Source organism: Nocardia rhizosphaerihabitans (assembly GCF_014646295.1).
Classification (GTDB): domain Bacteria; phylum Actinomycetota; class Actinomycetes; order Mycobacteriales; family Mycobacteriaceae; genus Nocardia; species Nocardia rhizosphaerihabitans.
This window is the reverse complement of the sequence record NZ_BMNE01000003.1, coordinates 448,353-470,766: the sequence shown is the minus strand read 5'-3', so window position 1 is coordinate 470,766 and position 22,414 is coordinate 448,353. Positions and strand designations below refer to the sequence as shown.

Genomic DNA, 22,414 nt, shown 5'->3' with positions numbered 1-22,414 from the left:
CGAACGTTGTATCGCAAGAAGTCCACCGGCGCCTGCATGGCAGTGTGCGCGAGTCTCGGGGTATTGCTGGCCGGTCCGATCGCGGCGTCACCGCTGGACAACCCAGCGGTGACCGTCCCCGACGCTGACCCGTTCTACGCTGTACCAGGCGATATCGCAGGGTCGGCCAACGGCACGGTACTCGATTCGCGGCCGATCACCGCCTCTGCCGGCCCCGTCCCGCTCGACGCCAAGGCCTGGCAGGTCAAATACAAGACCACCGACCACACCGGCGAGGCCACCGCCACCGTGGTGACCGTGCTCGTACCGAACACCCCGTGGACTGGTCCCGGTCCGCGCCCGCTGGTGTCGTTCCAGTCCGCGGAAGACGGTGTCGGTCTGCGGTGCGCGCCATCGCTGGCACTGCGCGGCGGCGGGCTGCTCGGCGGCGCGGTCAGCGATGTCGTCACCTCGGTGCCGCAGCTCCTGCACACCGGCTGGGCCGTCGCTGTTGCCGACTACCAGGGACCGGATTCGCTGTTCACCAACGCGAAGATGACCGCACACGGCGTCCTCGACGGCATCCGCGCCGCGCGGTCCTTCGCACCGGCCGGTATCGACCCGAATGCCCCCATGGGACTGACGGGATACTCCGGCGGTGGTTATGCCAGCTTGATCGCGGCCATGTACCAACCCACCTACGCACCGGAGCTCGACTTCGCCGGGTTGGCCTACGGCGGTACGGGCAGCGACTCGCGCGAGGTCTACGACACGGCCAACGGCGGCCCGTTCGGCGGCGGCGTGCCAATCCTGTTCGTCGCGCAATCGCGGGCGTATCCGCAGGCTCAGCTGGAGTCTCACCTCGATGACACCGGTCGGCGCATCATCGCCGAAAGCCAGGCCGACTGCATCTTCGATGGCACCGCGCGCTATCCCGGACTCGATTTCGGCAAACACCTCAGCACCGAGGGCGCCGACAAGCTCGAGAGCCTGATGTGGCAGAACAGCCCGCTGACACAACCGGGTCTGCCCGCGCAGCCGGTGTTCTACTACCACGCCACCGGTGACGAGCTGGTCCCGTATTCGTCGGGCATGTCGATGGTCGATCGCATGTGCGCCAACGGAGTTCGCGTCGAGCACCTGGCGATTCCCGGCAGCGAGCACCTCGTCGAGGCAGCGCGCGGCATCGACTACGCGATCCCCTACCTCGCTGACCGGTTCGCCGGAAAGGTCGCGCCAACCACGTGCTGAGCCGATGCCGACAACCCGCAATGCGTTGAGGCGATGCATCGATTCCCCGCATGTATATTGACCGCCCGTACGGTCACCCTGCTAACATGACATGCGATCCGGACCTTGCTGCCGTTCTTCGGCCGAGGGTGTCGCCCCGCGCTCCCCGCAGAATCGCCACCGGGCGCGCGGCAGGGAGATGCATCACGAAAGGAACTACGACGTGCCGACTGAGGCATTCATATTCGACGCGCTCCGTACGCCGCGCGGCAAAGTCAAGAAGGGCTCGCTGCATTCGGTGAAACCCGTCGATCTCGTCGTCGGACTTATCGACGAACTCCGTAGCCGGTTCCCCGATCTGGACGAGGATCGCATCTCCGACGTTCTGCTCGGCGTCGTCTCCCCGATCGGCGACCAGGGTGGCGACATCGCGCGCACCGCGGTCCTCGCCGCGAAGATGCCCAACACCGTGGGCGGCGTGCAGCTCAACCGCTTCTGCGGGTCGGGCCTCGAGACAGTCAATCTGGCCGCGCAGAAGGTCCGTTCGGGCTTCGACGAGCTCGTGCTCGCCGGTGGTGTCGAATCCATGTCGCGGGTCCCGATGGGCTCCGACGGCGGTGCCATCGTGGCCGATCCGGCGACCAACTACGACATCGGTTACGCCCCGCAGGGCATCGGTGCCGACCTGATCGCCACGATGGAGGGCTTCAGCCGCGAAGACGTCGACGCCTACGCGGTGCGTTCGCAGCAGCTCGCCGCCGCGGCCTGGACCGGCGGCTACTTCGCCAAGAGCGTGGTTCCGGTCAAGGACGTCAACGGCCTGGTCGTGCTCGATCACGACGAGCACATGCGCCCCGGCACCACCGTCGCGGATCTGGGCCGGCTCGAGCCGTCGTTCGCCGCGCTCGGCGAGGCAGGTGGCTTCGACGCGGTGGCGCTACAGAAGTACCACTGGGTCGAGGACATCACCCACGTGCACCACGGCGGCAACAGCTCGGGCATCGTCGACGGTGCGGCGCTGCTGCTGGTCGGTTCCGAGGAAGCGGGTCGGGCCTCCGGCATGACCCCGCGCGCCCGCGTCGTCGCGACCGCGACCAGCGGCGCCGACGCCACCATCATGCTGACCGGCCCGACGCCGGCCTCCGAGAAGGCCCTAGCGCTGGCGGGGCTGACGGTCGACGACATCGACCTGTTCGAGATCAACGAGGCGTTCGCCGCCGTCGTCCTGAAGTTCCAGAAGGATCTGAACATCCCGGACGAGAAGCTCAACGTCAACGGCGGTGCGATCGCGATGGGCCACCCGCTCGGCGCCACCGGCGCGATGATCACCGGCACCATGATCGACGAGCTCGAGCGCCGCAACGGCCGGTACGCGCTGCTCACGCTGTGTGTGGCCGGCGGCATGGGCGTCGCGACGATCATCGAGAGGGTGTGATTCTTCCGATGACCGAGAACATGATCGGTTGGGAGCGCGATGCCGACGGCATCGTCGTGCTCACCATGGACGACCCCAACCAGGGCGCCAACACCATGAACGCCCTGTACAAGGCGTCGATGACCACGACCGTCGAGCGCCTCGAGGACGAGAAGGACGACATCATCGGTGTCGTGCTCACCTCGGCGAAGAAGACCTTCTTCGCCGGCGGCGACATCAAGGACATGATCTTGACCACGCCGGATCAGGCGGAGTCGTTCATGGCCGAGCTCGACCAGATCAAGGGCGCGCTGCGCCGGCTCGAGCTGCTCGGCAAGCCGGTCGTCGCGGCCATCAACGGTGCTGCCCTCGGCGGCGGCCTCGAGATCGCGCTCGCCTGTCACCACCGCATCGCGGCCGAGGTGAAGGGCAGCCAGATCGGTCTGCCCGAGGTGAGCCTGGGACTGCTGCCCGCGGGCGGCGGCATCACCCGCACCGTGCGCATGCTCGGTATCCAGAACGCGCTGATGGGTGTGCTGCTGCAGGGCCAGCGCAACAGCCCGGCCAAGGCCAAGGAAATCGGCCTGGTCGACGAGCTGGTCGGCTCGATCGCCGAGCTCGTGCCCGCCGCGAAGGCGTGGATCGCCGCGAACCCGCAGGCGTGCGTGCAGCCGTGGGATGTCCAGGGTTTCAAGATCCCCGGCGGCAGCCCGTCCTCGCCCGCGCTGGCGTCGAGCCTGCCCGCGTTCCCGGCCAACCTGCGCAAACAGCTCAAGGGCACCAACATGCCCGCGCCGCGCGCCATCATGGCGGCGGCGGTCGAGGGTGCGCAGGTCGGTTTCGACGACGCGTCGCTGATCGAGTCGCGCTACTTCATCTCCCTGGTGACCGGTCCGGTGGCGAAGAACATGATGCAGGCGTTCTTCCTCGATCTGCAGTCGATCAACAACGGCGGCTCCCGTCCGAAGGACATCCCCAACCGCGAGATCCGCAAGATCGGCGTGCTCGGGGCAGGCATGATGGGCGCGGGCATCGCCTACGTCTCCGCGCAGGCCGGCTACGAGGTCGTCCTCAAGGACGTCACCATGGAGGCTGCCGAACGCGGCAAGAACTACAGCGAGAAGCTCGAAGCCAAGGCGCTCTCACATGGCAAGACCACCGAGGAGAAGTCCAAGGCGCTGCTGGACCGGATCACCCCGACGGCCTCGGCGGACGACTTCGCCGGCGTCGACTTCGTGATCGAGGCCGTCTTCGAGAACACCGAGCTCAAGCACAAGGTGTTCCAGGAGATCGAGGACATCGTCGAACCCGACGCGCTGCTGGGTTCCAACACCTCCACCCTGCCGATCAGCGGTCTGGCGACGGGGGTCAAGCGCGAGCAGGACTTCATCGGCATCCACTTCTTCTCCCCCGTAGACAAGATGCCGCTGGTCGAGATCATCAAGGGCGAGAAGACTTCTGACGAAGCGCTGGCCCGCGTCTTCGACTACACCCTGTCGATCCGCAAGACGCCGATCGTGGTCAACGACAGCCGTGGCTTCTTCACCTCGCGGGTGATCACCACCTTCATCCACGAGGCGATCGGGATGCTCACCGAGGGCATCGAGCCGGCGACCATCGAGCAGGCGGGCGCGCAGGCCGGCTACCCGGCGCCTCCGCTGCAGCTGGCCGACGAGCTCAACCTGAAGCTCATGGAGAAGGTCGCCAACGAGACCCGCGAGGCCGCCGAGCGTGGCGAGGTCACCATGCCGGTGGACCATCCCGCCTACCGCGTCATGGAATTCATGCTGGCGCAGGGTCGTCCGGGTCGCCTGGAGAAGGCGGGCTTCTACGAATACGACGAGAGCGGCAAGCGGCTGAAGCTGTGGCCGGGCCTGCGCACCGAGTACGACTCGGTGGCGGGTGAGACCGTGCCGATCCGCGATCTGATCGACCGGATGCTGTTCATCGAGGCGATCGAGACCCAGAAGTGCTTCGACGAGGGTGTGCTCACCACCTCGGCCGACGCCAACATCGGCTCGATCTTCGGCATCGGTTACCCGGGTTGGACCGGTGGCGTGCACCAGTTCATCGCCGGCTACGAAGGCGAGGGCAAGGCCGCGTTCGTGCGGCGTGCCGATGAGCTCGCGGCAAAGTACGGCGAGCGATTCCACGTACCCGCGTCGCTTCGCGAGTGACGTCCGGAGCGGAGCCGTGCCCCTCACCAAGGCTCGGCTCCGCTCGGGGTACAGCGCGCTGCGCTGGAGCAGTACGGATTGAGAGGATCACATCATTGAACAGCGTATTGCAGTACGCTGCAATGATTCTCGGAGCCATCGCCGTGGTGGTGACACTCTCGTTCGCGACATCGACCATCGTGCACTACCGCGTGGCCAAGGAAGCTGCCGGACGGAAAGCCGCCCAGGATACGACCGACGACATCCATCACGCGCCGCTCGTCGGATTCACCGTCGCCCAGGCACACTGGCAAATGCGCGAACACGTGCGATGCCGACGTGAATCCTGCGAGCGCAAGGCCATGGCGTTCCACATACTCGTCGAAGCCGGACGAATCGTGCCCGTCGCGGATATCAGCGATTCGGCCCCGCACTCTCCCAGGCCAGGAGAATGAATACGGTTCGATCGGGCGCTCATCACCAGGCAGCCGGTTCGCTTCGCCTGCCGCTCGATTCGCCCTGCGAGCAAGCTGACCCTGCCGTGATCAGGCGCGCCGCCGCGAGTCCGTCGGCGCGCCGTGAGTAGGGTTGGACGCGCGCGGGGCGACCGTCTGGCCCCGTAAGTGACGAACCGAGGTGACTGATGACCACGCGCCGACCGCCGCTGCGCAAGGACGCGACGCCGGAGCAGCAGGAAGCGGCCATCGTTGACGCTGCGGCCCGTGAGTTCGCCGAGGTCGGCTTCCGGCGTGCCAGCATGGACCGGATCGCGCGACTCTCCGGCGTGAGTCGGAGCACGCTCTATCGGCGGTTCCCCAACAGGGACGAGCTGCTGTCCGCGGTTGGCGCTCGGGAGCGAGAAGTGTGGATGGCTCGCCTGATCGCGAGCGCAAAAGGCTTGAACGCACGAGACGCGTTCGTCGAAGCGTTCTGCGAGGCGTTCAAGCAGTTGCAGGAGGTTCCGCTCCTGCGGCGGATGCTGGACATCGAACCGGACGTCGTGGAGCGGCTGCTCGGTGTGCGCTCCGACGACTCCGGGATACTGATGAATCAGTTGATCGACGCGATCTCCGATACTTTGCAGTACGCGGGAGCGACGATGCCCCGTGACCAGCTGCGCATCGTTGTCGAAACCTACATCCGGATCATCGCGTCGTTCGTCAATCTCCCGTCGATCACCCTCGATCTCACTGACGACGCTCAGATGCGGGAGTACGCCGCGCGGTATCTGGCACCCATGATTCACTAGTCGCACTGATCGGGCGCGGCGGTGGTGGTGCGGGCCCGATCTACAGATTCGGGCGGAGTCGGCCGGATCGAGCGATCCGGCCGGCTCCGCCCGTTTCGGCCTATATCGTGCGGCCGGGAGGCACCTTCTCAGAGATCGCCGAGACCGGGCTCGGCGACGTCCGTCCTACGTGAAATCGACGACTCCACGGATGTTCTTCCCGGCGAGCATGTCGCGGAAACCATCGTTGACATCGTCGAGCTTGTAGGTGGTGGTCACCATTTCGTCCAGCTTCAGGTGACCTTCTGTGTAGAGCCGCAGCAGCGTCGGGATGCTGGTGTGCGGGCTCCACGCCCCGGCCAGCGTGCCCGTGATCCGCTTCTGGGACATGGTGATATCGCTGGTGGGGAGCTCGACCTGCAGGTTCCCCGCGCCGGCGGCGGTGAGCACCAGAGTGCCCGCCTTACGGATCGCCGCGATACCGCCCGAGATCTCGGCAGCAGTGAGCACGCCGACCGTCACCACGACCGAGTCCGCGCCCTGCCCGTTGGTCAGCGACCGCGCGAAATCGGCGGCCTCATCGAGCGAGGAGTAGGTGTGCGTCGCACCGAAATTCAGCGCTTGCTCGCGCTTGAACTCCACCGTGTCCACGGCCAGCACGTGGCTGGCACCGGCGAAGCTCGCACCCTGGACGGCGCTCATGCCGACACCGCCGAGACCGACGATGATCACGGTGTCGCCCGGCCGGACCTCGGCCGAGTTGACCGACGAGCCCCACCCTGTCTGCACGCCGCAGCTGAGCAGGCAGATGCTGGTGGGCGAGAGGTCCCTGGGGACCTTCACCGCGCTCGCGGTGCTCACGGTCGTGTACTCGCTGAGCGTGGAAATCCCGCAGAACTGGCTGACCGGTGTGCCATCGAGCGACATGCGGAACGAGGTCTCGTCGTCGAATCGGGAGCCGACGACCACGAAGGCCCCGAGGTCGCAGAGGTTCTGCATGCCCAGTGCGCACCAGCGACACCGGCCGCACGCGGGGACGAAGCCGAATACCACGCGGTCGCCGACTTCCCAGCCCGGCGTACCGGGACCGACCTCGACGACCTCGCCGGCACCCTCATGACCGACGCACATCGGCACGGTGCCGGGGACGACGGAGCCGTTGATGATGTGATCATCGGAGTGGCAGAGCCCGCTGGCGAGCATCCGCACCGTCAGCTCGCCCTGGCGAGGCGCGTCGAGATCGACCTCATGAATCTCGAGCTTGCCCGGCGTCGGCATCACCAGCGCGGCACGGGTCTTGTAGACCATGAAATACCTTTCGTTCGATCGCTGGTATCAGCCGATGATGAGCTTTGTCTCCAGGTAGGGCAGCAGACCATCGTTGCCGCCTTCGCGACCCATACCGGACTGGCGGAACCCACCGAACGGGGCGTACAGGCAGACACCGGCGGTGTTGACGTTGATCTGACCCGTGCGGATCCGTCGCGCGACAGCGGAGGCCGCGGCGTGATCGGCCGAGTACACCGCGCCGGACAGGCCGTACTCGGAGTCGTTGGCGATGGCCACCGCGTCGTCGACGTCGGTGTAGGGGATCACGACGATGACCGGGCCGAAGATCTCCTCGCGGGCGACCCGCATGGAGTTGTCGACATCGACGAGCAGGGTCGGCTCGACGAACCAGCCACGATCCTGATCCTTCGGCACACCGCCACCGACGGCGACCCGGGCGCCTTCCCGCACACCGAGCTCGATGTAGTCGAGCACGCGCTTCTGCTGACGCTGCGCGACCAGCGGGCCGATGGCGACCTCGGGATCGACCCGCGGGTCGCCCACCTTCAGGGTGCCGATGGCCGCCGCCAGCGCGCCGCAGATCTCGTCGTAGCGCGAACGGGGGGCGAGCACGCGGGTGATCGCCGCGCACACCTGGCCGCTGTGGCCGACGCCGGCGGCGAGCAGGGTGGGCAGCACCTCCGACAGGTCGGCGTCTTCGAGGATGATGCCGGCGGACTTGCCCCCGAGCTCGAGGGTGACCCGGGCGATGCGGTCGGCGGCCGCCGCCATCACCGCTTTACCGGCGCCGGTGCTGCCGGTGAAGGAGACCTTGTCGATGTCGGGGCGCGTGACGAGGTACTCGCCGACCTCACGGCCGCCGGGCAGGATCGACACGACGCCTTCGGGCAAACCGGCGGCCTCGATGGCCTCGGCCATGATCATCACCGACACGGGCGCCTCGGGCGCGGGCTTGGCGACGACGGTGCAGCCGGCCGCGAGGGCAGCCGAGATCTTGAGGCTGTTGAGGACCACCGGCCCGTTCCACGGGCTGACCGCGGCCACCACACCGACCGGCTCGCGGAAGAGCGTGCCCGATCCCTCGCCCCACTCGGTGGCCTCGGAGAACTCGAAGGTGGTCAGCAGCGCGGCGTTGCGACGCCACACTTCGATGGCGATCTGGTGGAAACGGGTGGCGACCGCGTCGGGGGCACCGAGCTCGAGGGCGAAGGCGCCGGCCATCTCGGGCAGCCGCTTTTCCATCTCGTCGGCGATCCGGTTCAGGAATACAGCGCGCTCGGCCGGCGTGGTGGAGGACCACTCGCCCTTGTCGAACGCGGCGCGGGCCGCGGCGACCGCCGCATCGACATCGGCATCGGTCGCGTCCGGAACGGAGCCGAGCAGCTCCTCGGTGGTGGGCGAGACGATATCGATGCGGGCGTCACCGGCAGGGGCGACCCAGCGACCGCCTACGAACAGTTGATCAAAAGAACGCAGGGACCCAGGGGTCTGTGTCGCGGTCATTGGTGCTCCTGATGAATGTCTGGTCGCGCCGTTCAGGAGAAACCCGCTGAGGCGCAGATGAGCTGACGCCCCGATCGTATCGACGCCATGTGACCCAGGACATGTCCCAATACGACACAGACCGCGGCCCGCCGGACGCCACCCTCCTAACGTCGAGCAGTGCAAACAGTTGATCTATGAGGAGCGATCTGGCCGTGACAGAAGCGTTCATCTACGACGCCATCAGAACCCCGCGAGGCAGGGGACGCTCCACCGGCGCACTCCATTCGGTCAAGCCGATCACGCTGGCCACCGATGTCATCCGCGGAATCGTCGACCGCAACCCCACCCTCGACCCCGGCGAGATCGTCGACGTCGTGTTCGGCAACGCGACCCCGGTCGGCGAGCACGGCGCCGACCTGCCCAAGGCCGCGGCCATGAGCGCGGGCCTGCCCGACCACGTGACCGGCATGCAGATCAATCGTTTCTGCGCCTCGGGGCTCGAAGCGGTGAATCTCGCGGCGCAGAAGGTGCGGTCCGGGTGGGAGGACTTCGTGATCGCCGGCGGCGTCGAATCGATGTCGCGGGTGCGGATGGGCTCTGACGGCGGGCCGATGATGTCGGACCCGGCGACCGTGCTGGACAACCGGCTCGAGCCGCAGGGCATCGCGGCCGACCTGCTCGCGAGCCTGGAGGGGTTCACCCGCGACGACGTGGACGCGTACTCGGTGCGCTCGCACCAGCGTGCCGCCGCCGCGTGGGACGCCGGTCGGTTCGACCGATCCGTGGTGCCCGTGGTCGACCAGAACGGGATCGTGCTGCTCGAGCGCGACGAGGCGATCCGGGCGGAGGTGACCCAGGAGGCGATCGGCTCGCTGGCACCGTCGTTCGCGACCTACGGCTCCTACGGCTTCGATGCGATGGCGCTCGCGCGCTACCACTGGGTCGAGAAGGTCGAGCACGTGCATTCGGCCGGTTCTTCCTCCGGCATCGTCGACGGCGCCGCGGCGGTCCTGGTCGGGACCGAGGAGGCGGGCCGACGGTTCGGCCTCACCCCGCGTGCCCGGATCACCTCGGCCGCGCTCTCCGGTGTCGACGGCACGCTCATGCTCACCGGGCCGACCGCGGCCACCCGCAAGCTGTTCGAGCGAACAGGGCTCACGGTCGACGACATCGACCTGTTCGAGCTCAACGAGGCATTCGCGGCCGTGGTGCTGAAGTACCAGAAGGACTTCGACATCCCGGACGAGAAGCTCAACGTCAACGGTGGCGCGATCGCCATGGGCCACCCGCTCGGCGCGACCGGTGCCATGATCGCCGGCACCGCGCTCGACGAGCTGGAGCGCACCGGTGGCAGGCGGGCCCTGATCACCCTCTGCGTCGGCGGCGGCATGGGCGTCGCCACCCTGATCGAACGCGTCTGACGACCGAGATGGAGCACACTGCCTTGACCACCACCGACGTGATCACCCGTACCGCGAGCGACGGCATCGTCACCCTCACCTTCGACGACCCGGCTTCCGCCGCGAACACGATGACCCCGGCGTTCCGGGCCGCCTTCGGGCAGGCCGTCGCCGACCTCGAGGCCGACGCCGACCTGCGCGGCGTCATTTTGACCTCGGCCAAGAAGTCGTTCTTCGCCGGCGGCGACCTCACCTCACTCATCAAGGTCAACCCGGACGACGTGACCGAATTCCACGCCGAGGTGACCGAGATGCTCGGTTACCTGCGCCGCCTGGAGCGCCTCGGCAAGCCGGTCGTCACCGCGCTCAACGGTGCCGCGATGGGCGGTGGCCTCGAGATCGCGCTCGCCACCCACCACCGTGTCGCGCTGCGCGGGGTCACGGTCGCGTTCCCCGAGGTGAGCCTGGGTCTGCTGCCCGGTGGTGGAGGGATCGTGCGCTCGGTGCGGATACTGGGCCTGCAGAAGGCGATCGAGCTGATTCTGGACGGGCGAACGCTCGCCGCGGACGCCGCCCAGAAGCTCGGTCTGATCGACGAACTGGCCGACTCCCCCGAGGAACTGGGCGCGGCCGCTGTCGCGTGGATCGAGGCCAACCCGGCCGCCGCGCAGCCGTGGGATGTCAAGGGCCACAAGATCCCTGGGCCCGACGCCGAGACGCTGGGCAACGCGCTCTCGGGCGCCGTGCACCTGCGTACCAAGGGCGCGCCCTACCCGGCGCCGCAGGCTGTTGTCTCCGCCGCGGTGGAGGGCAGCCGGGTGGGCTTCGATGCCGCCCAGCTGATCGAGACCCGCTACTTCCTGTCGCTGGCCGCCGGTCAGGTCGCCAAGAACATGATCCAGGGCAAATTCCTGGACCTGCGCGCGGTCGCCGCCGGTGCGGGCCGGCCGAAGGTCGGCGAGACCGCTCCGGTCGCCACCCTCGCCGTGATCGGTGCGGGCATGATGGGCGCGGGCATCGCGTACCAGGCCGCCAAGAACGGGATCTCGGTGCGGCTCAAGGACGTTGACGAAGCCGCCGCCGAACGCGGCAAGGACTACAGCCGCAAGCTCGTCGCCAAGGGCATCGACCGCGGGCAGCTCAGCGCGGAGAAGGGGCAGGCGCTGCTCGACCGGATCACGGTCGTCACCGATTACGCCGCGTTCGAGGGTGCCGACGCCGTGATCGAGGCGGTGTTCGAGGATCCGGCGCTCAAGAGCCAGACCTTCCGCGACGCCGAGCCGCACCTGCCGGGCGCCCTGCTGGCGACCAACACCTCCACGCTGCCGATCAGCGAGCTCGCCGCCGCCGTGCAGCGACGCGAGGATTTCGTCGGGATGCACTTCTTCTCCCCTGTCGACCGGATGCCGTTGCTCGAGATCGTCGTCGGCGCCGAGAGCAGCCCGGAAGCAGTCGCGCGGGCGTTCGATCTCGGTGTGGCGCTCGGCAAGACGAATATCGTCGTCAACGACAAGCGCGGCTTCTTCACCAGCCGGGTGATCACCAAGTTCACCGACGAGGCGCTGGCGATGCTGGGCGAGGGCATCAGCGCCGCGTCCATCGAGCAGGCCGGGCTGCAGGCGGGCTATCCCGCGCCGCCACTGCAGCTCTCCGACGAACTCACCATCACGCTGCCGCACAAGGTGCGCATGGAGACCAAGGCCGCGGCGCTGGCCGCCGGTGAGGAATGGGTCGTGCACCCGGGCGAGCCGGTGATGGCCAGGATGATCGAGGAGTTCGGTCGCTTCGGCCGGACCAGCGGCGGCGCGTTCTACGAGTTCGAGAACGGCAAGCGGACCCGGCTGTGGCCCGGGCTCGAAGAGCACTTCCGCAAGCCCGGCTACGAGATCCCGTTCACCGACATCGTCGAGCGGATGCTGTTCGCCGAGACCATCGAGGCCCTGCGCACCTTCGACGAAGGCGTGATGACCTCGATCCCGGACGCGAACGTGGGCTCGCTGCTCGGCATCGGATTCCCGGGCTGGACCGGCGGTGTCATCAACTACGTGAACGGCTACGCCGGCGGGCTCGAGGGCTTCGTCGCGCGTGCGACGGAACTCGCCGAGCGCTACGGCGACCGGTTCCAGGTTCCGGCGGCCATCGTCGCGCTCAGCGAGACCTCCGACCGCTTCGAACTGTCGTGACCACGGCATTGTCGGAGGAGATCCGGGCCTGGCTGGCGGCCAACGCCCCGGGTCGCGACGAAGTCCCCGCGCCCGGCACGCCGGAGTTCGTGGCCTTCGCGCAGGCGTTCCTCGGACGGGTGTACGACGCGGGCTTCTCGGGCATCTCCTGGCCGGTCGAATACGGCGGCCGTGGTCTGGGTCAGCCGGAGGAGAAGGCATTCTGGTCGGAGGCCGCCGCCTACGATCTGCCGCTGGGCGCGGTCTTCGGGATCGGTCTGGGCATGTGCGGGCCGATCGTGCGCGAACTCGGGACCGAGGAGCAGAAGCAGCGTTATCTGCGGCCACTGCTGCAGGGGCGCGAGGTGTGGTGTCAGCTGTTCTCCGAACCCGCGGCCGGGTCGGACCTGGCGGCGCTGCGCACCCGCGCGGTGTCCGATGGCGACGACTTCGTGATCACCGGGCAGAAGGTCTGGACGACCGGCGCGCACTACTGCGATTTCGGAATCCTGTTGGCGCGCACCGATCCCGACGTGCCCAAGCACCGCGGGCTGACGATGTTCATCGTCCCGATGCGCGAGCAGGGCGTGACTGTGCGTCCGCTGCGCGACATGACCGGGGCATCGGACTTCAACGAAGTGTTCTTCGACGGGCTGCGGGTGCCGGCGAGTGCCGTGGTCGGCGGGGTGGGCGGCGGCTGGAACGCCGCGCGCACGCTGCTGGTGCTCGAGCGGCTGGCCGTCTCGGCGGGTCTCGGTGTCGACAATGCGGCCGAGGGTCCGCTGTCGTTCGGCGGCCTGGCCGGTCGGGTTCGCGCGCGGGGGCTGCTCGACAGTCCGATCGTGGCCGATCAGCTGGTCGACCTGTACCTGGCCGCTCGCGCGGCCGATCTCACCGACGAGAAGCTCGCCCAGGAGATCGACGCCGGAATCGACCCCGGTTCCCGTGGCTCGATCGGCAAACTGCTGAAGGCGCGGCTGAACTGTGTTGCCGCCGATCTCGCCGTCGATCTGCTCGGCGACGCCGACCTGGACGAAGACTTGCGCCACGACATCCTGCAGTCGCGCAAGCTCGCGATCGGTGGCGGCACCGACGAAATCCAGCTCACGATCATCGGTGAACGAGTACTCGGCCTGCCCCGTGAACCGCAAGCCGATCTGGCTGTGCCGTTCCGGGACCTACCTGCGAATTGAGGAAGCGCCGATGACTCGCGTGCTGACAACTGAACCCGAACTGAGCCAATTCGCCGGCTCCGTGCGCGCGATGATCGCGGCGCACTCCCCCGTCGACGCGACGCGGGCCGGTGCCGGTGCGCCGATGGATCCGGCCTGGTGGCAGACCTGGGCGGCGGAGATGGATCTGCCCGGCCTGCTGGTCGGCGAGGCCGACGGCGGCGCCGGGGCCGAGCTGGACGCGGCCGCCATCGCCGCGACGGAACTGGGCGCGGGACTGGTTCCCGGCCCGCTCACCTCGACGATGCTGGCCGGGCTGGCGTTGTCGCGGGCCGGTGCGAGCAAGGCGGCCGGGCGGATCGCGGCGGGGACGGCACCGGCTGCGCTGGTACTCGCCGATGCCCACGATCTCACGGCTGGCGAGCAGGTCAGCGGCACGATTCCGACACTGGATCACGCCGCGGATCTCGCCGTGGTGGTCGCGGTGATCGGCAACCGGCTGGCGGTGCTCGAGACCGGTACGGCGACGGTGACCCCGGTCGAACATCCGCTGGACGAGACCCGTCGTGCGGGCCGGATGACCTTTGCCGGGGCCGATGCGAAATTCTTCGACATCACCGCCGAGCTCGCCACCGAACTGGTGGTCGCGGCGACGGTGCTGGCTGCTGCCGAACAGTTCGGGCTGATGCGCCACGCGCTGGCCGAATCGGTGGAATACCTCAACGCCCGCACCGCCTTCGGGCGGGTCGTCGGCTCGTTCCAGGGTCTCAAACATCAGCTGGCCGAGCTGGCCTGCGAGGTTGCCCAGGCCGACGCGCTGCTGGCCGATGCCGTTGCGGCAGCGATGAATCGGGATGCCGACGCGGAACTGGCAGCGGTGGCGGCGTGGTGCCGGATCGCGGCGGCGGGCACCCACGTGGTGTCGGAATGCCTGCGCCTGCACGGCGGTATCGGCTACACGTGGGAACACGACGCGCATCTGTGGTTCCGCCGCGCACGGCACAACCAGTCGGCCCGTGGGCGACTGGTTGTGCAGCGGCAGCGGTTGGCCGAACTTCTCGGCCTGGGGTGAGCCGGGGGTTGGCTCGCTCAGTCGCGAAGCGCTGTGCGAGCCAGCTCCAGGTAGGTCGCGACCGAATCGCCCGCGGTGTCGTGCCCGGAACCACCGGCTCCGGCCTGGCGACGGTGCTCGATGCCGGCGGCGATCACGCCGATCTTGAAATACGCCAGCGCCATGTGGAACGACCAGTGCGCCAACGGAACTCCGCCCGCGCGCTCGTAGGCCTCGGCCAGTGCGATCGGCTTGGGCAGCCGCTCGCTGGTCCACGCGCTGGGCTGACCCAGGATCAGATCCAGCGCCGGGTGCCGGTAGGCGCACATCATCGCCACGTCCGCCACCGGGTCGCGGATCGTCGACAGTTCCCAGTCGACCACCGCGACGACCTTGCGCGCGGCCACATCGATCAGGGTGTTGTCGATGCGGTAGTCGCCGTGCACGATGCCGGTCGAAAGCTGTTCCGGCACACGGGCCGCCAGCTCGGCGGCCACGGCGACACCGTCGGCCTGCAGGTCGGGGGTGCCGACCATCTCCCACTGCCCGCTCCAGCGACGCAGCTGCCGTGCGGCGTACTCGTCGGGACGGCCGAACCGCTCCAGCCCGACGGCCACGTGGTCGACCCGGTGCAGCGCGGCCAGCGTGCCTGCCAGATCGTCGACGATGCCGGCCAGCGCCGTGTCGTCGACGGCGGCGAAGTCATCGCGCGTCTGCAGCGAGGCGCCATCGACGAACTCCGCGATCGCGAACGCGCCGCCGCGCACGGACTCGTCCTCCTCGAGCAGCACGGCCCGCGGCACCGGAACGCCGGTGCCGGAAAGTGCTGCGGTGACACGGTATTCGCGCGCGACATCGTGGGCCGACGAGCTCGAGCTCGTCGGCGGTCAGGTTCGCGGTGCTCATCGGCGCCCGCTGGTGATGTCGCGCACGGCCCGCTTGGCGATGGACCAGCGGTGGACCTTCGAGGGACCGTCGTAGATGCGGAACGGCCGCAGCTCACGGGCGATCTTGGCTGCCCTGCACCAGCGGCTCGAGGTACTGCTCGCACTGGTCCTGCGAGGCGATGTGGGCGAGCATGTGGATGTTGCCCTTGTCTGGGGCGTTGATGTTCATCGCCATCGGGCCGAACAGCGAGTAGCCGGACTCCTCGAAGACCGGCGCCCTCTCGGTCATATCGAGTCCGAGCCCGCCGTACTCGGTGGGACCGTGCGGGGTGAGCAGCCCGGCCTCGCGCGCGGCGGCCTGCAGCCGGTGCCGCAGGTCCTCGCCGCCCGCGGCGTGTACATCACCGTCGAACTCGTCGTCGATCGGCAGGACTGTGCTCCGAATGAACGATCGGGTGGCGGCGACCACGTCCTCAGTCGACATTGATGTGCTTCTCGTGCGCGATAACGATGTGGATCACCTGCGCGACGCAGGCGGGTTTGTCGACGCCTTCGATCTCGACTGTCACCGACAGGGTGACCTTGTGTCCGGCGGTGGCCGGCTCGACGGCGGCGAGCACGATCCGGCCGCGTACACGCGCGCCGCTGATCACCGGGTGTGGGAAGCGCACCTTGTCGAGTCCGTAGTTGAGGATCGAGGCGACCTGGCCGATGGTGTACACCTGCTGGAGGAAGACCGGGACCATCGACACCGTGAGGTAGCCGTGGGCAATGGTGCCACCGAACGGACCCTCGGCCGCGCGCGCGATGTCGACATGGATCCACTGGTGATCGCCTGTCGCCTCCGCGAAGAGATCAATGCGTTCCTGGACGACCTCGACCCAATCACTGACGCCGAGCTCGGTGCCGACCTGGGCCAGGAAGGACGGTACGTCGGGGAATTCGTGCATAACCATCCTCATTCTCCCGGCGATGACTGCCGGATCACCCGGGCGTAGGTGCAGGGCCGGCCGTCGGCGTGGCCGACGACCTCGATGACGCGCATCGTCCGGCCGGCGTGCAGCAACCGCGCGTCGAACCGCAGGGTGCGGTCCGCCGTCATGGCACGGGCGTACGCGACCGTCAGCGACGTGGTGCGCAACGACGATTCGGCGCTCATGCACGTCGCCGCGGCTTCGGCGGCGCAGATCGCGATCCCGCCGTGCAGAGCGCCCAGCCGGTTGGCCCAGCGGGTGCCGTCGGCAAGTCGCAGGCTGCCGACGCCGTCGGTTTCGGTGAAGGTCGCGCCGAGCAGCGTGAGCACGTCGCCGCCGCGCAGCGGTGCCGGGTGCTGCGGCCCCTCCGAGTCGAGCGTGGGACCCTCGACGAACCGGCCGTGCACGCTGGCGGTGACCAGCAGACGCCCAGCGCCGTCACGGACCGTTCCCGTGGCGTGCCCGACGATGCCGTCGACATCGGTGCCCGTCGCCAGTGCGAGCAACACGCCCTCGGTGGGCAGCGGTGCCACGAAGTCCATCGAGATCTCGACCGAGACAGAACCCCTGTGCTCGGTGGAAGCCCCGAGCAGACACAGGCCGTTCACGTCGTCGACCAGGACACCGAGCGCGCCCGCGGCCGGACGGCCGTCGGCACCGCTCGGCAGAATATCGACCGGCTGCGTGCCGGTCACCGAATGGGAGTTGGTGCGCAGGTTCACTGCCACGCCGAACGCATTCTCGGCAGGGCTGCGGCCACTGTTGATCAGGGCAGCGGTATCGGCCGCCCGGTCACCGGTGATGATCATGCGCCGACCGCCAGGAACACGGTGGCCGAGCCGGCGATCGCCCGCCGACCGCCGACGACGTCGGCCCAGACCTCGACATCGACCAGCGCTCCGTCGGTGGTCGGCTCGACCGCCGTCACCCGACCGCCGACCGAGACGTCGTCACCGGCCGCGACATTGCCGCGGAAGGAGCACTCGATGCTGCGCAGTGCCTTGCGCGAGCCCGCCCACTCGGTGAGCAGGTTCATCACGTAGGCCATCGTGGCGCCGCCCTGATTGATCGCGCGGTCGCCGAGCCCGGCCGCCTGGACGGCGGCGAGGTCGTAGTGGATCGGGTTCGGGTCGCGCAGGATGAGGGCCACCATGCGGATGTCCTCTGCGCGGACGGCCGTGACCAGCCGCTCGGGGAGTTCGTCGCCGACCGTGGGTGTCGCTGTCATCAGGCCAGTCCCCTCTTGAAAAGATATGTGCTGGTGATAGTTCCGGCCGGGGTGCCCGCCTCGGAAAGCTCCACGACGACCTCGACCGAATCCAGCCGGGAGCCGTCGCGGGCGTGGCGGGAGCCGACCTCGCCGATGTGGGCCTGCGCCGCGTAGGTCGCGCCGGCCCGCAGCGTGTTCGTCTGATCGATCCGGCAGCTGCCGAACAGCAGCGTGTCGCCGCTGTCCTGGTGGGCCAGCGCGCACAGCTCCTCGACGCTGACTCCCATGCAGCGCAGCGAGGCGATGATGAACCAGGCCGGATGCGCGGCGTCGGTGCCGTCCGGTTCCGCGCGCAGCGCATCCTCGGCGATCGCGGTCTCATGCCGCTCGAGGGTGATCTCACCGCCCGGCAGCCGGCGTCCCCGCAGTTCTCTCTGCAGGGTCTCGACGGGAACACTCATGCGGTTGACTCCTTCGTCAGTAGACGGTGTAGCCACCGTCAACGATGACTTCGTTGCCGGTGTGGAAGGTGAGGGACGGCTCGGCGAGGAAGGTCGCGACCTCGTGGAACTCCTCAGGCGTGGCCCAGCGCCTCGCGGGCGTACGCGCGGTGGTCGCCCGGACGAAGGCCTCGTTCTCGCGCAGGTAGTCGTTCATCGCGGTGGCCGTCCAGCCCGGGATGAGGATGTTGACGCGGACCTTGTGCCGTGCGAGCTCGACCGCCAGGGTGCGGCCCAGGCCGACCAAGCCGCTCTTGCTTGTCCCGTACGCCGCCATTCCGACGCCGCCGTAGCGGGAGATCGTCGAGGACACGACCACCATCGAGCCGCCTTCGCCGCGCTCCACCATGTGGCGGGCAACGGCCCTGGTGCACAGGAAGGTGCCGTCCAGGTTGGTCCGCATGACGTGGTGCCACTGTTCGAGGGACGTGTCGAGGAAGGGTGCGTCGTCCGAGATCCCGGCGTTGGCGAACAGCGAGTCGATCTTGCCGTGCCGCTCGAGCGTCCGCGCCATCGCCTCCTCGACACCCGCTTCGTCGGCGGTGTCGCAGGCGACCGACGAGGCGTCGATTCCCGCTGCACGAAGGTCGGCGACCGCGGCGTCGTTGCGCGAGGCGGTCCGCGACCAGATGGCCACCGACGCGCCGGCACGGCCGAGGCCGTGCGCCATGCCGAGACCGAGTCCACTGTTTCCGCCGGTGACGACGACCGTGCGTCCGGTGAGGTCGATCATCAGTAGGACCTCGGCAGACCGAGCGTGTGCTGGGCGATGTGGTTGAGCACCATCTGCGTGGAGACCGGTGCGATCTGCTGCAGCCGCAGGATCGACCACAGGTCGGCGAGGCCGTACTCCTCGGCCAGACCGTTCCCGCCGTGGGTCTGGATGGCGGTGTCCAACGCCTTCATCCCCGCGCGGGAGGCCAGGAACTTGGCCATGTTCGACTCCTCGCCGGCCGGGCAGCCCGCGTCGAAGAGCGCCGCGGCGCGCCACAACATGCCGCGGGCGGCCTCGAGTTCGATCTCCGCCTCGGCCAGCGGATGCTGAACGCCCTGGTGGACGCCGATCGGCACGCCCCACACGGCACGGGACTTGGCGTAGTCGACGGCCTTTTCGAGTGCGTAGCGACCCACCCCGGTGCAGATCACGGCACTGAGCACCCGCTCGGGGTTGAGACCGTCGAACAGTGGCCGCAGCCCGTGGCCGATCTCACCGACAACCGCGTCGGCAGGCAGCCGCACATCGTCGAAGAAGAGCGTGAACTGGCGCTCGGGGGCGCGCAGCGCGGTCGGCAGCAGCTGCTTGCTGAAACCGGGGACGTTCAGGTCATCGATGATGAACAGCGTCAGCTCACCGCGACCGGTGCGTTCGTCGGTCCCGGTCCGGGCCACGAGCAGCATGTGATCGGCGTGGTCCACACCGGAGATGTAGTACTTGGTGCCCTTGATGACCCACTCGTCGCCGTCGCGGCGGGCGGTGGTGGAGACATTGTGGGAGTTGGAACCCGCGTCCGGCTCGGTGAGGGCGAAGACGAACTTCTCCTCGCCGCTCGCGATCCCGGGCAGGTAGCGCTGCTTCTGCTCGGGCGAGCCGTGTAGCGGCAGAACCGAACCGACGATGCCCTGGGACAGCACCATCGCCAGTTCGGGGCAGCCACCGGCGGCCATCTCCTCCATCACGATGGCCAACTCGGTCAGTCCGGCGCCACCGCCGCCGTACTCCTCGGGGATGTTGAGTCCGAGGAAGCCGGACTTGCCGAGGGTGTCCCAGAGTTCCTGCATGGGCTCACCGGTGCGGGAACATTCCTGGAAGTAGCTGTGGCCCCAGCGCGACACGATGTCGCGGACGGTGCTGCGCAGGACGCGTTCCTCTTCGGTGGGTGCCAAGGGCAAGCTGGGTGCACTCGATCCGCTGGTCATGTTCTGCCTTTCTGAAACGTCAGCGCGCGACGAGGTCGACGAGTCCGCCGAGGCGGGTGCGATGCCAGGTGGGGGTGCCGTACGCGAGTGCGTCGGCCCGGGCCCGCTTGAGGAACAGGTGCGCGGGGTGTTCCCACGTGAAGCCGATGCCACCGTGTAGTTGCACGCATTCCTCGGTGGCGAGCAAGGCGGCGTCGCCGCAGATCGAGGCAGCGACCGAGGCAGCGATAGGCAGGTCTGTGCCGGTCGCCGCGCAGTCGGCCGCGTAGCGAGCCACCGCGCGGGCCTTGGCGATCTCGGTCCACACGTCGGCCAGGCGATGCTTGAGGGCCTGGTAGGAGCCGATGATCCGGCCGAACTGGCGGCGCTGGCCGAGATATTCGACCGTCATCTCCAGCGTCGCCTCGGCGATGCCGAGCTGTTCGGAGGCCAGCAACGCGCAGGCGATATCGGCGGTCCAGCTCAGGGCTTCGGCGGTGTCGTCGGCCAGGACCGCAGCGGTGGCCTGATCGAAGGTGACGTCGCTGATCCGCCGCGTCATGTCGAACGACAGCACCGGCTCGACGGTGGCCTGATCGCGCTGCACGAGCAGCACCTGATGTCCGACCGGGACCAGCAGGACGGTGGCCTCGAGCGCGCCGGCGACAGTGCGGACCGTGCCGGAGAGCTTGCCGTCGGTGTAGGTGACCTCGGCGTCGAGCGCGCGCAGCGGCGCGCCGTAGGGCGTCACGATCGTGCCGATTGCCTCGCCGCTGACGAGTTCGCACACCAGGGCGTCGGCGCCGAGCTGTACGGCCAGGGAGGTGGCGGCCACAGCGCTGGTCAGGTACGGGACGTCGGCGACCGCGCGGCCGAGCTCCTCCATGACGACGGCGACCTCGCGCCAGGATGCCCCGGCACCACCGAGTTCCTCGGGCACCGCGAGACCGACGACTCCGAGCTCGTCGACGAGGCCACGCCACGCCTGCTGGGCGTCGGCGGTAAAAGCGTCGGCTTCGTCGGTGCGCCGCAGCACCGTCTCGAGCGGGGTCCGGCCGGCGAGCAGGGCGCGAACCGCGTCGCGCAGGTAGCCCTCGTCTTCGCTGTAGAGCAGCGAGGGCACCGTGGTAGACGTGCTCACTTGGGAAGGTCCTTCCAGGCGATGTCCTTGTCGACCCGCGGCTCGGCGGGAAGTTTCAGCACGCGCTCGGAGATGATGTTGCGCATGATCTCCGAGGTGCCGCCCTCGATCGAGTTGGCCCGGCGGCGCAGGTACCAGTAGCCGCTCACGCGGTCCAGCGGAACCGACAGATCCGGGCGGCACAGCGTCCAGTCGTCATAACGCAGGGCGTCCGACCCGAGCAGATCCAGTTGCAGCGACGCCGAGTCCTGGGCCAGCGCCGAGTAGGCCAGCTTCAGACCGGAACCCTCGGGGCCGGGGGCGCCGACCTCGAGCTGCTGGGTGAGCCGGACACTGGCCAGGCGCAGGGCCTCGGCGTCGGTCCACAGCCGCATCAGTTCGTAGTGCGCCTCGGGGCGCCGGCACTCGGGCCGCGTCCGCCACAGGTCGGTGAGGTCGCCGATCGGGCCCGACTCCCTGGCGACCGCGCTGCCGCCGATGGCGACCCGCTCGTTCATCAGGGTCGCCTGGGTGACGGCCCAGCCCTCGCCGACGGCGCCGAGCCGGTTCACATCCGGCACCCGCACATCGTCGAGGTAGACCTCGTTGAACTCGGCCTCGCCGGTCATCTGGCGCAGCGGCCTGATGTCGACACCGGGGGTCCGCAGATCGAGCACGAAGTAGGACAGTCCCTGATGCTTGGGCAGCGACGGGTCGCTGCGCACCAGCAGCAACGCCCAGCGGGCGTCGTGGGCCAGCGAGGTCCAGACCTTCTGCCCGTTGACGATCCAGTCGTCGCCGTCGCGGACCGCGCTGGCGCCGACACCCGCCAGGTCAGATCCGGCGCCGGGCTCGCTGAAGAGCTGGCACCACACCTCTTGGCCGGTCCACAGCGGCGGAATCCAGGTCTTCTGCTGCTCGGGGGTGGCGTACCGCAACAGGGTCGGGGCGGCCATGCCGAGGCCGACCACGTTGGCCCGCGGGTGGTTGTCCGGGGCGCCCGCGGCCGCGAACGCCGCGTCGACGGCCGACTGCGCGGACGGGTCGAGACCCAGCCCGCCCAGGCCGACGGGGTAGTGCACCCACGCCAGGCCGGCGGCGAATCGGGCACGCAGGAAGTCCATCCGATCCATCTGCGCGGGTGGGTGCTCAGCCAGGAACTCCGTGACGCGCTCGAGCAGTGCGGACGGCGCCTCTGAGGTTTCGACGTCGATCATGCTTTCGACGGTGCCACGGCCGAGAACTCCGGCGATGTCTCAC

20 protein-coding genes and 2 pseudogenes are annotated in these 22,414 nt (G+C 68.7%); 10 read left to right on the top strand and 12 right to left on the bottom strand.

Features of this window, described 5'->3' with window-relative positions:
• The first annotated feature begins 6 nt into the window (after nt 1-6).
• The 5 genes from IEY60_RS15035 (at nt 7) to IEY60_RS15015 (ending at nt 6,028) form a co-directional block, all read left to right on the top strand.
• Entirely contained in the window at nt 7-1,230 is a 1,224-nt protein-coding gene (locus IEY60_RS15035) for a lipase family protein (protein WP_189028442.1), read from the top strand.
• A gap of 202 nt (nt 1,231-1,432) precedes the next feature.
• Nucleotides 1,433-2,644, top strand: coding sequence for an acetyl-CoA C-acetyltransferase (locus IEY60_RS15030; RefSeq protein WP_189028440.1), 1,212 nt, complete (start codon nt 1,433-1,435; stop codon nt 2,642-2,644).
• Nucleotides 2,645-2,652: 8 nt separating this feature from the next.
• Nucleotides 2,653-4,800, top strand: coding sequence for a 3-hydroxyacyl-CoA dehydrogenase NAD-binding domain-containing protein (locus tag IEY60_RS15025; RefSeq protein WP_189028438.1), 2,148 nt, complete (start codon nt 2,653-2,655; stop codon nt 4,798-4,800).
• Between the two features lie 95 nt (nt 4,801-4,895).
• Entirely contained in the window at nt 4,896-5,234 is a 339-nt protein-coding gene (locus tag IEY60_RS15020) for a hypothetical protein (protein WP_189028436.1), read from the top strand.
• A 188-nt stretch (nt 5,235-5,422) separates the two neighbouring features.
• Entirely contained in the window at nt 5,423-6,028 is a 606-nt protein-coding gene (locus tag IEY60_RS15015; protein ID WP_189028433.1) for a TetR/AcrR family transcriptional regulator, read from the top strand.
• Nucleotides 6,029-6,193: 165 nt separating this feature from the next.
• On the opposite strand, the gene IEY60_RS15010 is transcribed toward IEY60_RS15015, so the two are convergent.
• Nucleotides 6,194-7,315, bottom strand: a complete 1,122-nt coding sequence (locus IEY60_RS15010) for an NDMA-dependent alcohol dehydrogenase (RefSeq protein WP_189028431.1) — start codon at nt 7,313-7,315, stop codon at nt 6,194-6,196.
• 27 nt (nt 7,316-7,342) lie between these two features.
• Nucleotides 7,343-8,800, bottom strand: a complete 1,458-nt coding sequence (locus IEY60_RS15005; RefSeq protein WP_189028429.1) for an aldehyde dehydrogenase family protein — start codon at nt 8,798-8,800, stop codon at nt 7,343-7,345.
• A gap of 194 nt (nt 8,801-8,994) precedes the next feature.
• On the opposite strand from IEY60_RS15005, the gene IEY60_RS15000 reads away from it, so the two are divergent.
• From IEY60_RS15000 to IEY60_RS14985, 4 genes are read left to right on the top strand one after another with little or no spacing between them, the layout of a single operon-like run.
• Nucleotides 8,995-10,203: an acetyl-CoA C-acetyltransferase gene (locus IEY60_RS15000; RefSeq protein ID WP_229739836.1), complete on the top strand. Its 1,209-nt coding sequence runs from the start codon at nt 8,995-8,997 to the stop codon at nt 10,201-10,203.
• 8 nt (nt 10,204-10,211) lie between these two features.
• Nucleotides 10,212-12,365, top strand: a complete 2,154-nt coding sequence (locus tag IEY60_RS14995; RefSeq protein ID WP_189028424.1) for a 3-hydroxyacyl-CoA dehydrogenase NAD-binding domain-containing protein — start codon at nt 10,212-10,214, stop codon at nt 12,363-12,365.
• Nucleotides 12,362-13,537, top strand: a complete 1,176-nt coding sequence (locus tag IEY60_RS14990; protein ID WP_229739835.1) for an acyl-CoA dehydrogenase family protein — start codon at nt 12,362-12,364, stop codon at nt 13,535-13,537. The genes IEY60_RS14995 and IEY60_RS14990 overlap by 4 nt, the downstream gene beginning before the upstream one ends.
• 10 nt (nt 13,538-13,547) lie before the next feature.
• A complete protein-coding gene (locus tag IEY60_RS14985) occupies nt 13,548-14,588 on the top strand; it encodes an acyl-CoA dehydrogenase family protein (RefSeq protein WP_189028422.1) in 1,041 nt (346 codons plus the stop codon).
• Nucleotides 14,589-14,605: 17 nt separating this feature from the next.
• On the opposite strand, the pseudogene IEY60_RS14980 reads toward IEY60_RS14985, so the two are convergent.
• Nucleotides 14,606-15,376: pseudogene (locus tag IEY60_RS14980) on the bottom strand (phosphotransferase family protein); the annotation flags it as partial.
• Nucleotides 15,377-15,398: 22 nt separating this feature from the next.
• Here IEY60_RS14980 and IEY60_RS14975 point away from each other — a divergent pair.
• Nucleotides 15,399-15,548: a hypothetical protein gene (locus IEY60_RS14975; protein ID WP_189028420.1), complete on the top strand. Its 150-nt coding sequence runs from the start codon at nt 15,399-15,401 to the stop codon at nt 15,546-15,548.
• Between the two features lie 36 nt (nt 15,549-15,584).
• Here the strand turns inward: IEY60_RS14975 and IEY60_RS14970 are convergent.
• The 9 genes and pseudogenes from IEY60_RS14970 to IEY60_RS14930 form a co-directional block, all read right to left on the bottom strand.
• Nucleotides 15,585-15,938, bottom strand: a pseudogene (locus IEY60_RS14970) (acyl-CoA dehydrogenase family protein); the annotation flags it as partial.
• Nucleotides 15,928-16,410, bottom strand: a complete 483-nt coding sequence (locus IEY60_RS14965; protein WP_308426102.1) for a MaoC family dehydratase — start codon at nt 16,408-16,410, stop codon at nt 15,928-15,930. The gene IEY60_RS14965 and the pseudogene IEY60_RS14970, both read right to left, overlap by 11 nt.
• A 2-nt stretch (nt 16,411-16,412) precedes the next feature.
• On the bottom strand, nt 16,413-17,237 hold the full coding sequence (locus tag IEY60_RS14960) for a PaaI family thioesterase (protein ID WP_189028416.1): 825 nt from the start codon (nt 17,235-17,237) through the stop codon (nt 16,413-16,415).
• Entirely contained in the window at nt 17,234-17,656 is a 423-nt protein-coding gene (locus tag IEY60_RS14955) for a MaoC/PaaZ C-terminal domain-containing protein (RefSeq protein WP_189028414.1), read from the bottom strand. The genes IEY60_RS14960 and IEY60_RS14955 overlap by 4 nt, the downstream gene beginning before the upstream one ends.
• Nucleotides 17,656-18,099: a hypothetical protein gene (locus IEY60_RS14950; RefSeq protein WP_189028412.1), complete on the bottom strand. Its 444-nt coding sequence runs from the start codon at nt 18,097-18,099 to the stop codon at nt 17,656-17,658. The genes IEY60_RS14955 and IEY60_RS14950 overlap by 1 nt, the downstream gene beginning before the upstream one ends.
• A gap of 16 nt (nt 18,100-18,115) precedes the next feature.
• The gene (locus tag IEY60_RS14945) at nt 18,116-18,871 is read right to left on the bottom strand and encodes an SDR family NAD(P)-dependent oxidoreductase (protein WP_189028410.1); all 756 of its coding nucleotides are present in this window, start codon (nt 18,869-18,871) and stop codon (nt 18,116-18,118) included.
• Entirely contained in the window at nt 18,871-20,028 is a 1,158-nt protein-coding gene (locus tag IEY60_RS14940) for an acyl-CoA dehydrogenase family protein (protein WP_189029404.1), read from the bottom strand. Before IEY60_RS14940 ends, IEY60_RS14945 begins: the two co-directional genes overlap by 1 nt.
• A gap of 46 nt (nt 20,029-20,074) precedes the next feature.
• Nucleotides 20,075-21,175, bottom strand: coding sequence for an acyl-CoA dehydrogenase family protein (locus IEY60_RS14935; protein ID WP_229739834.1), 1,101 nt, complete (start codon nt 21,173-21,175; stop codon nt 20,075-20,077).
• A complete protein-coding gene (locus IEY60_RS14930) occupies nt 21,172-22,371 on the bottom strand; it encodes an acyl-CoA dehydrogenase family protein (RefSeq protein WP_189028409.1) in 1,200 nt (399 codons plus the stop codon). The genes IEY60_RS14935 and IEY60_RS14930 overlap by 4 nt, the downstream gene beginning before the upstream one ends.
• Nucleotides 22,372-22,414: the final 43 nt, after the last annotated feature.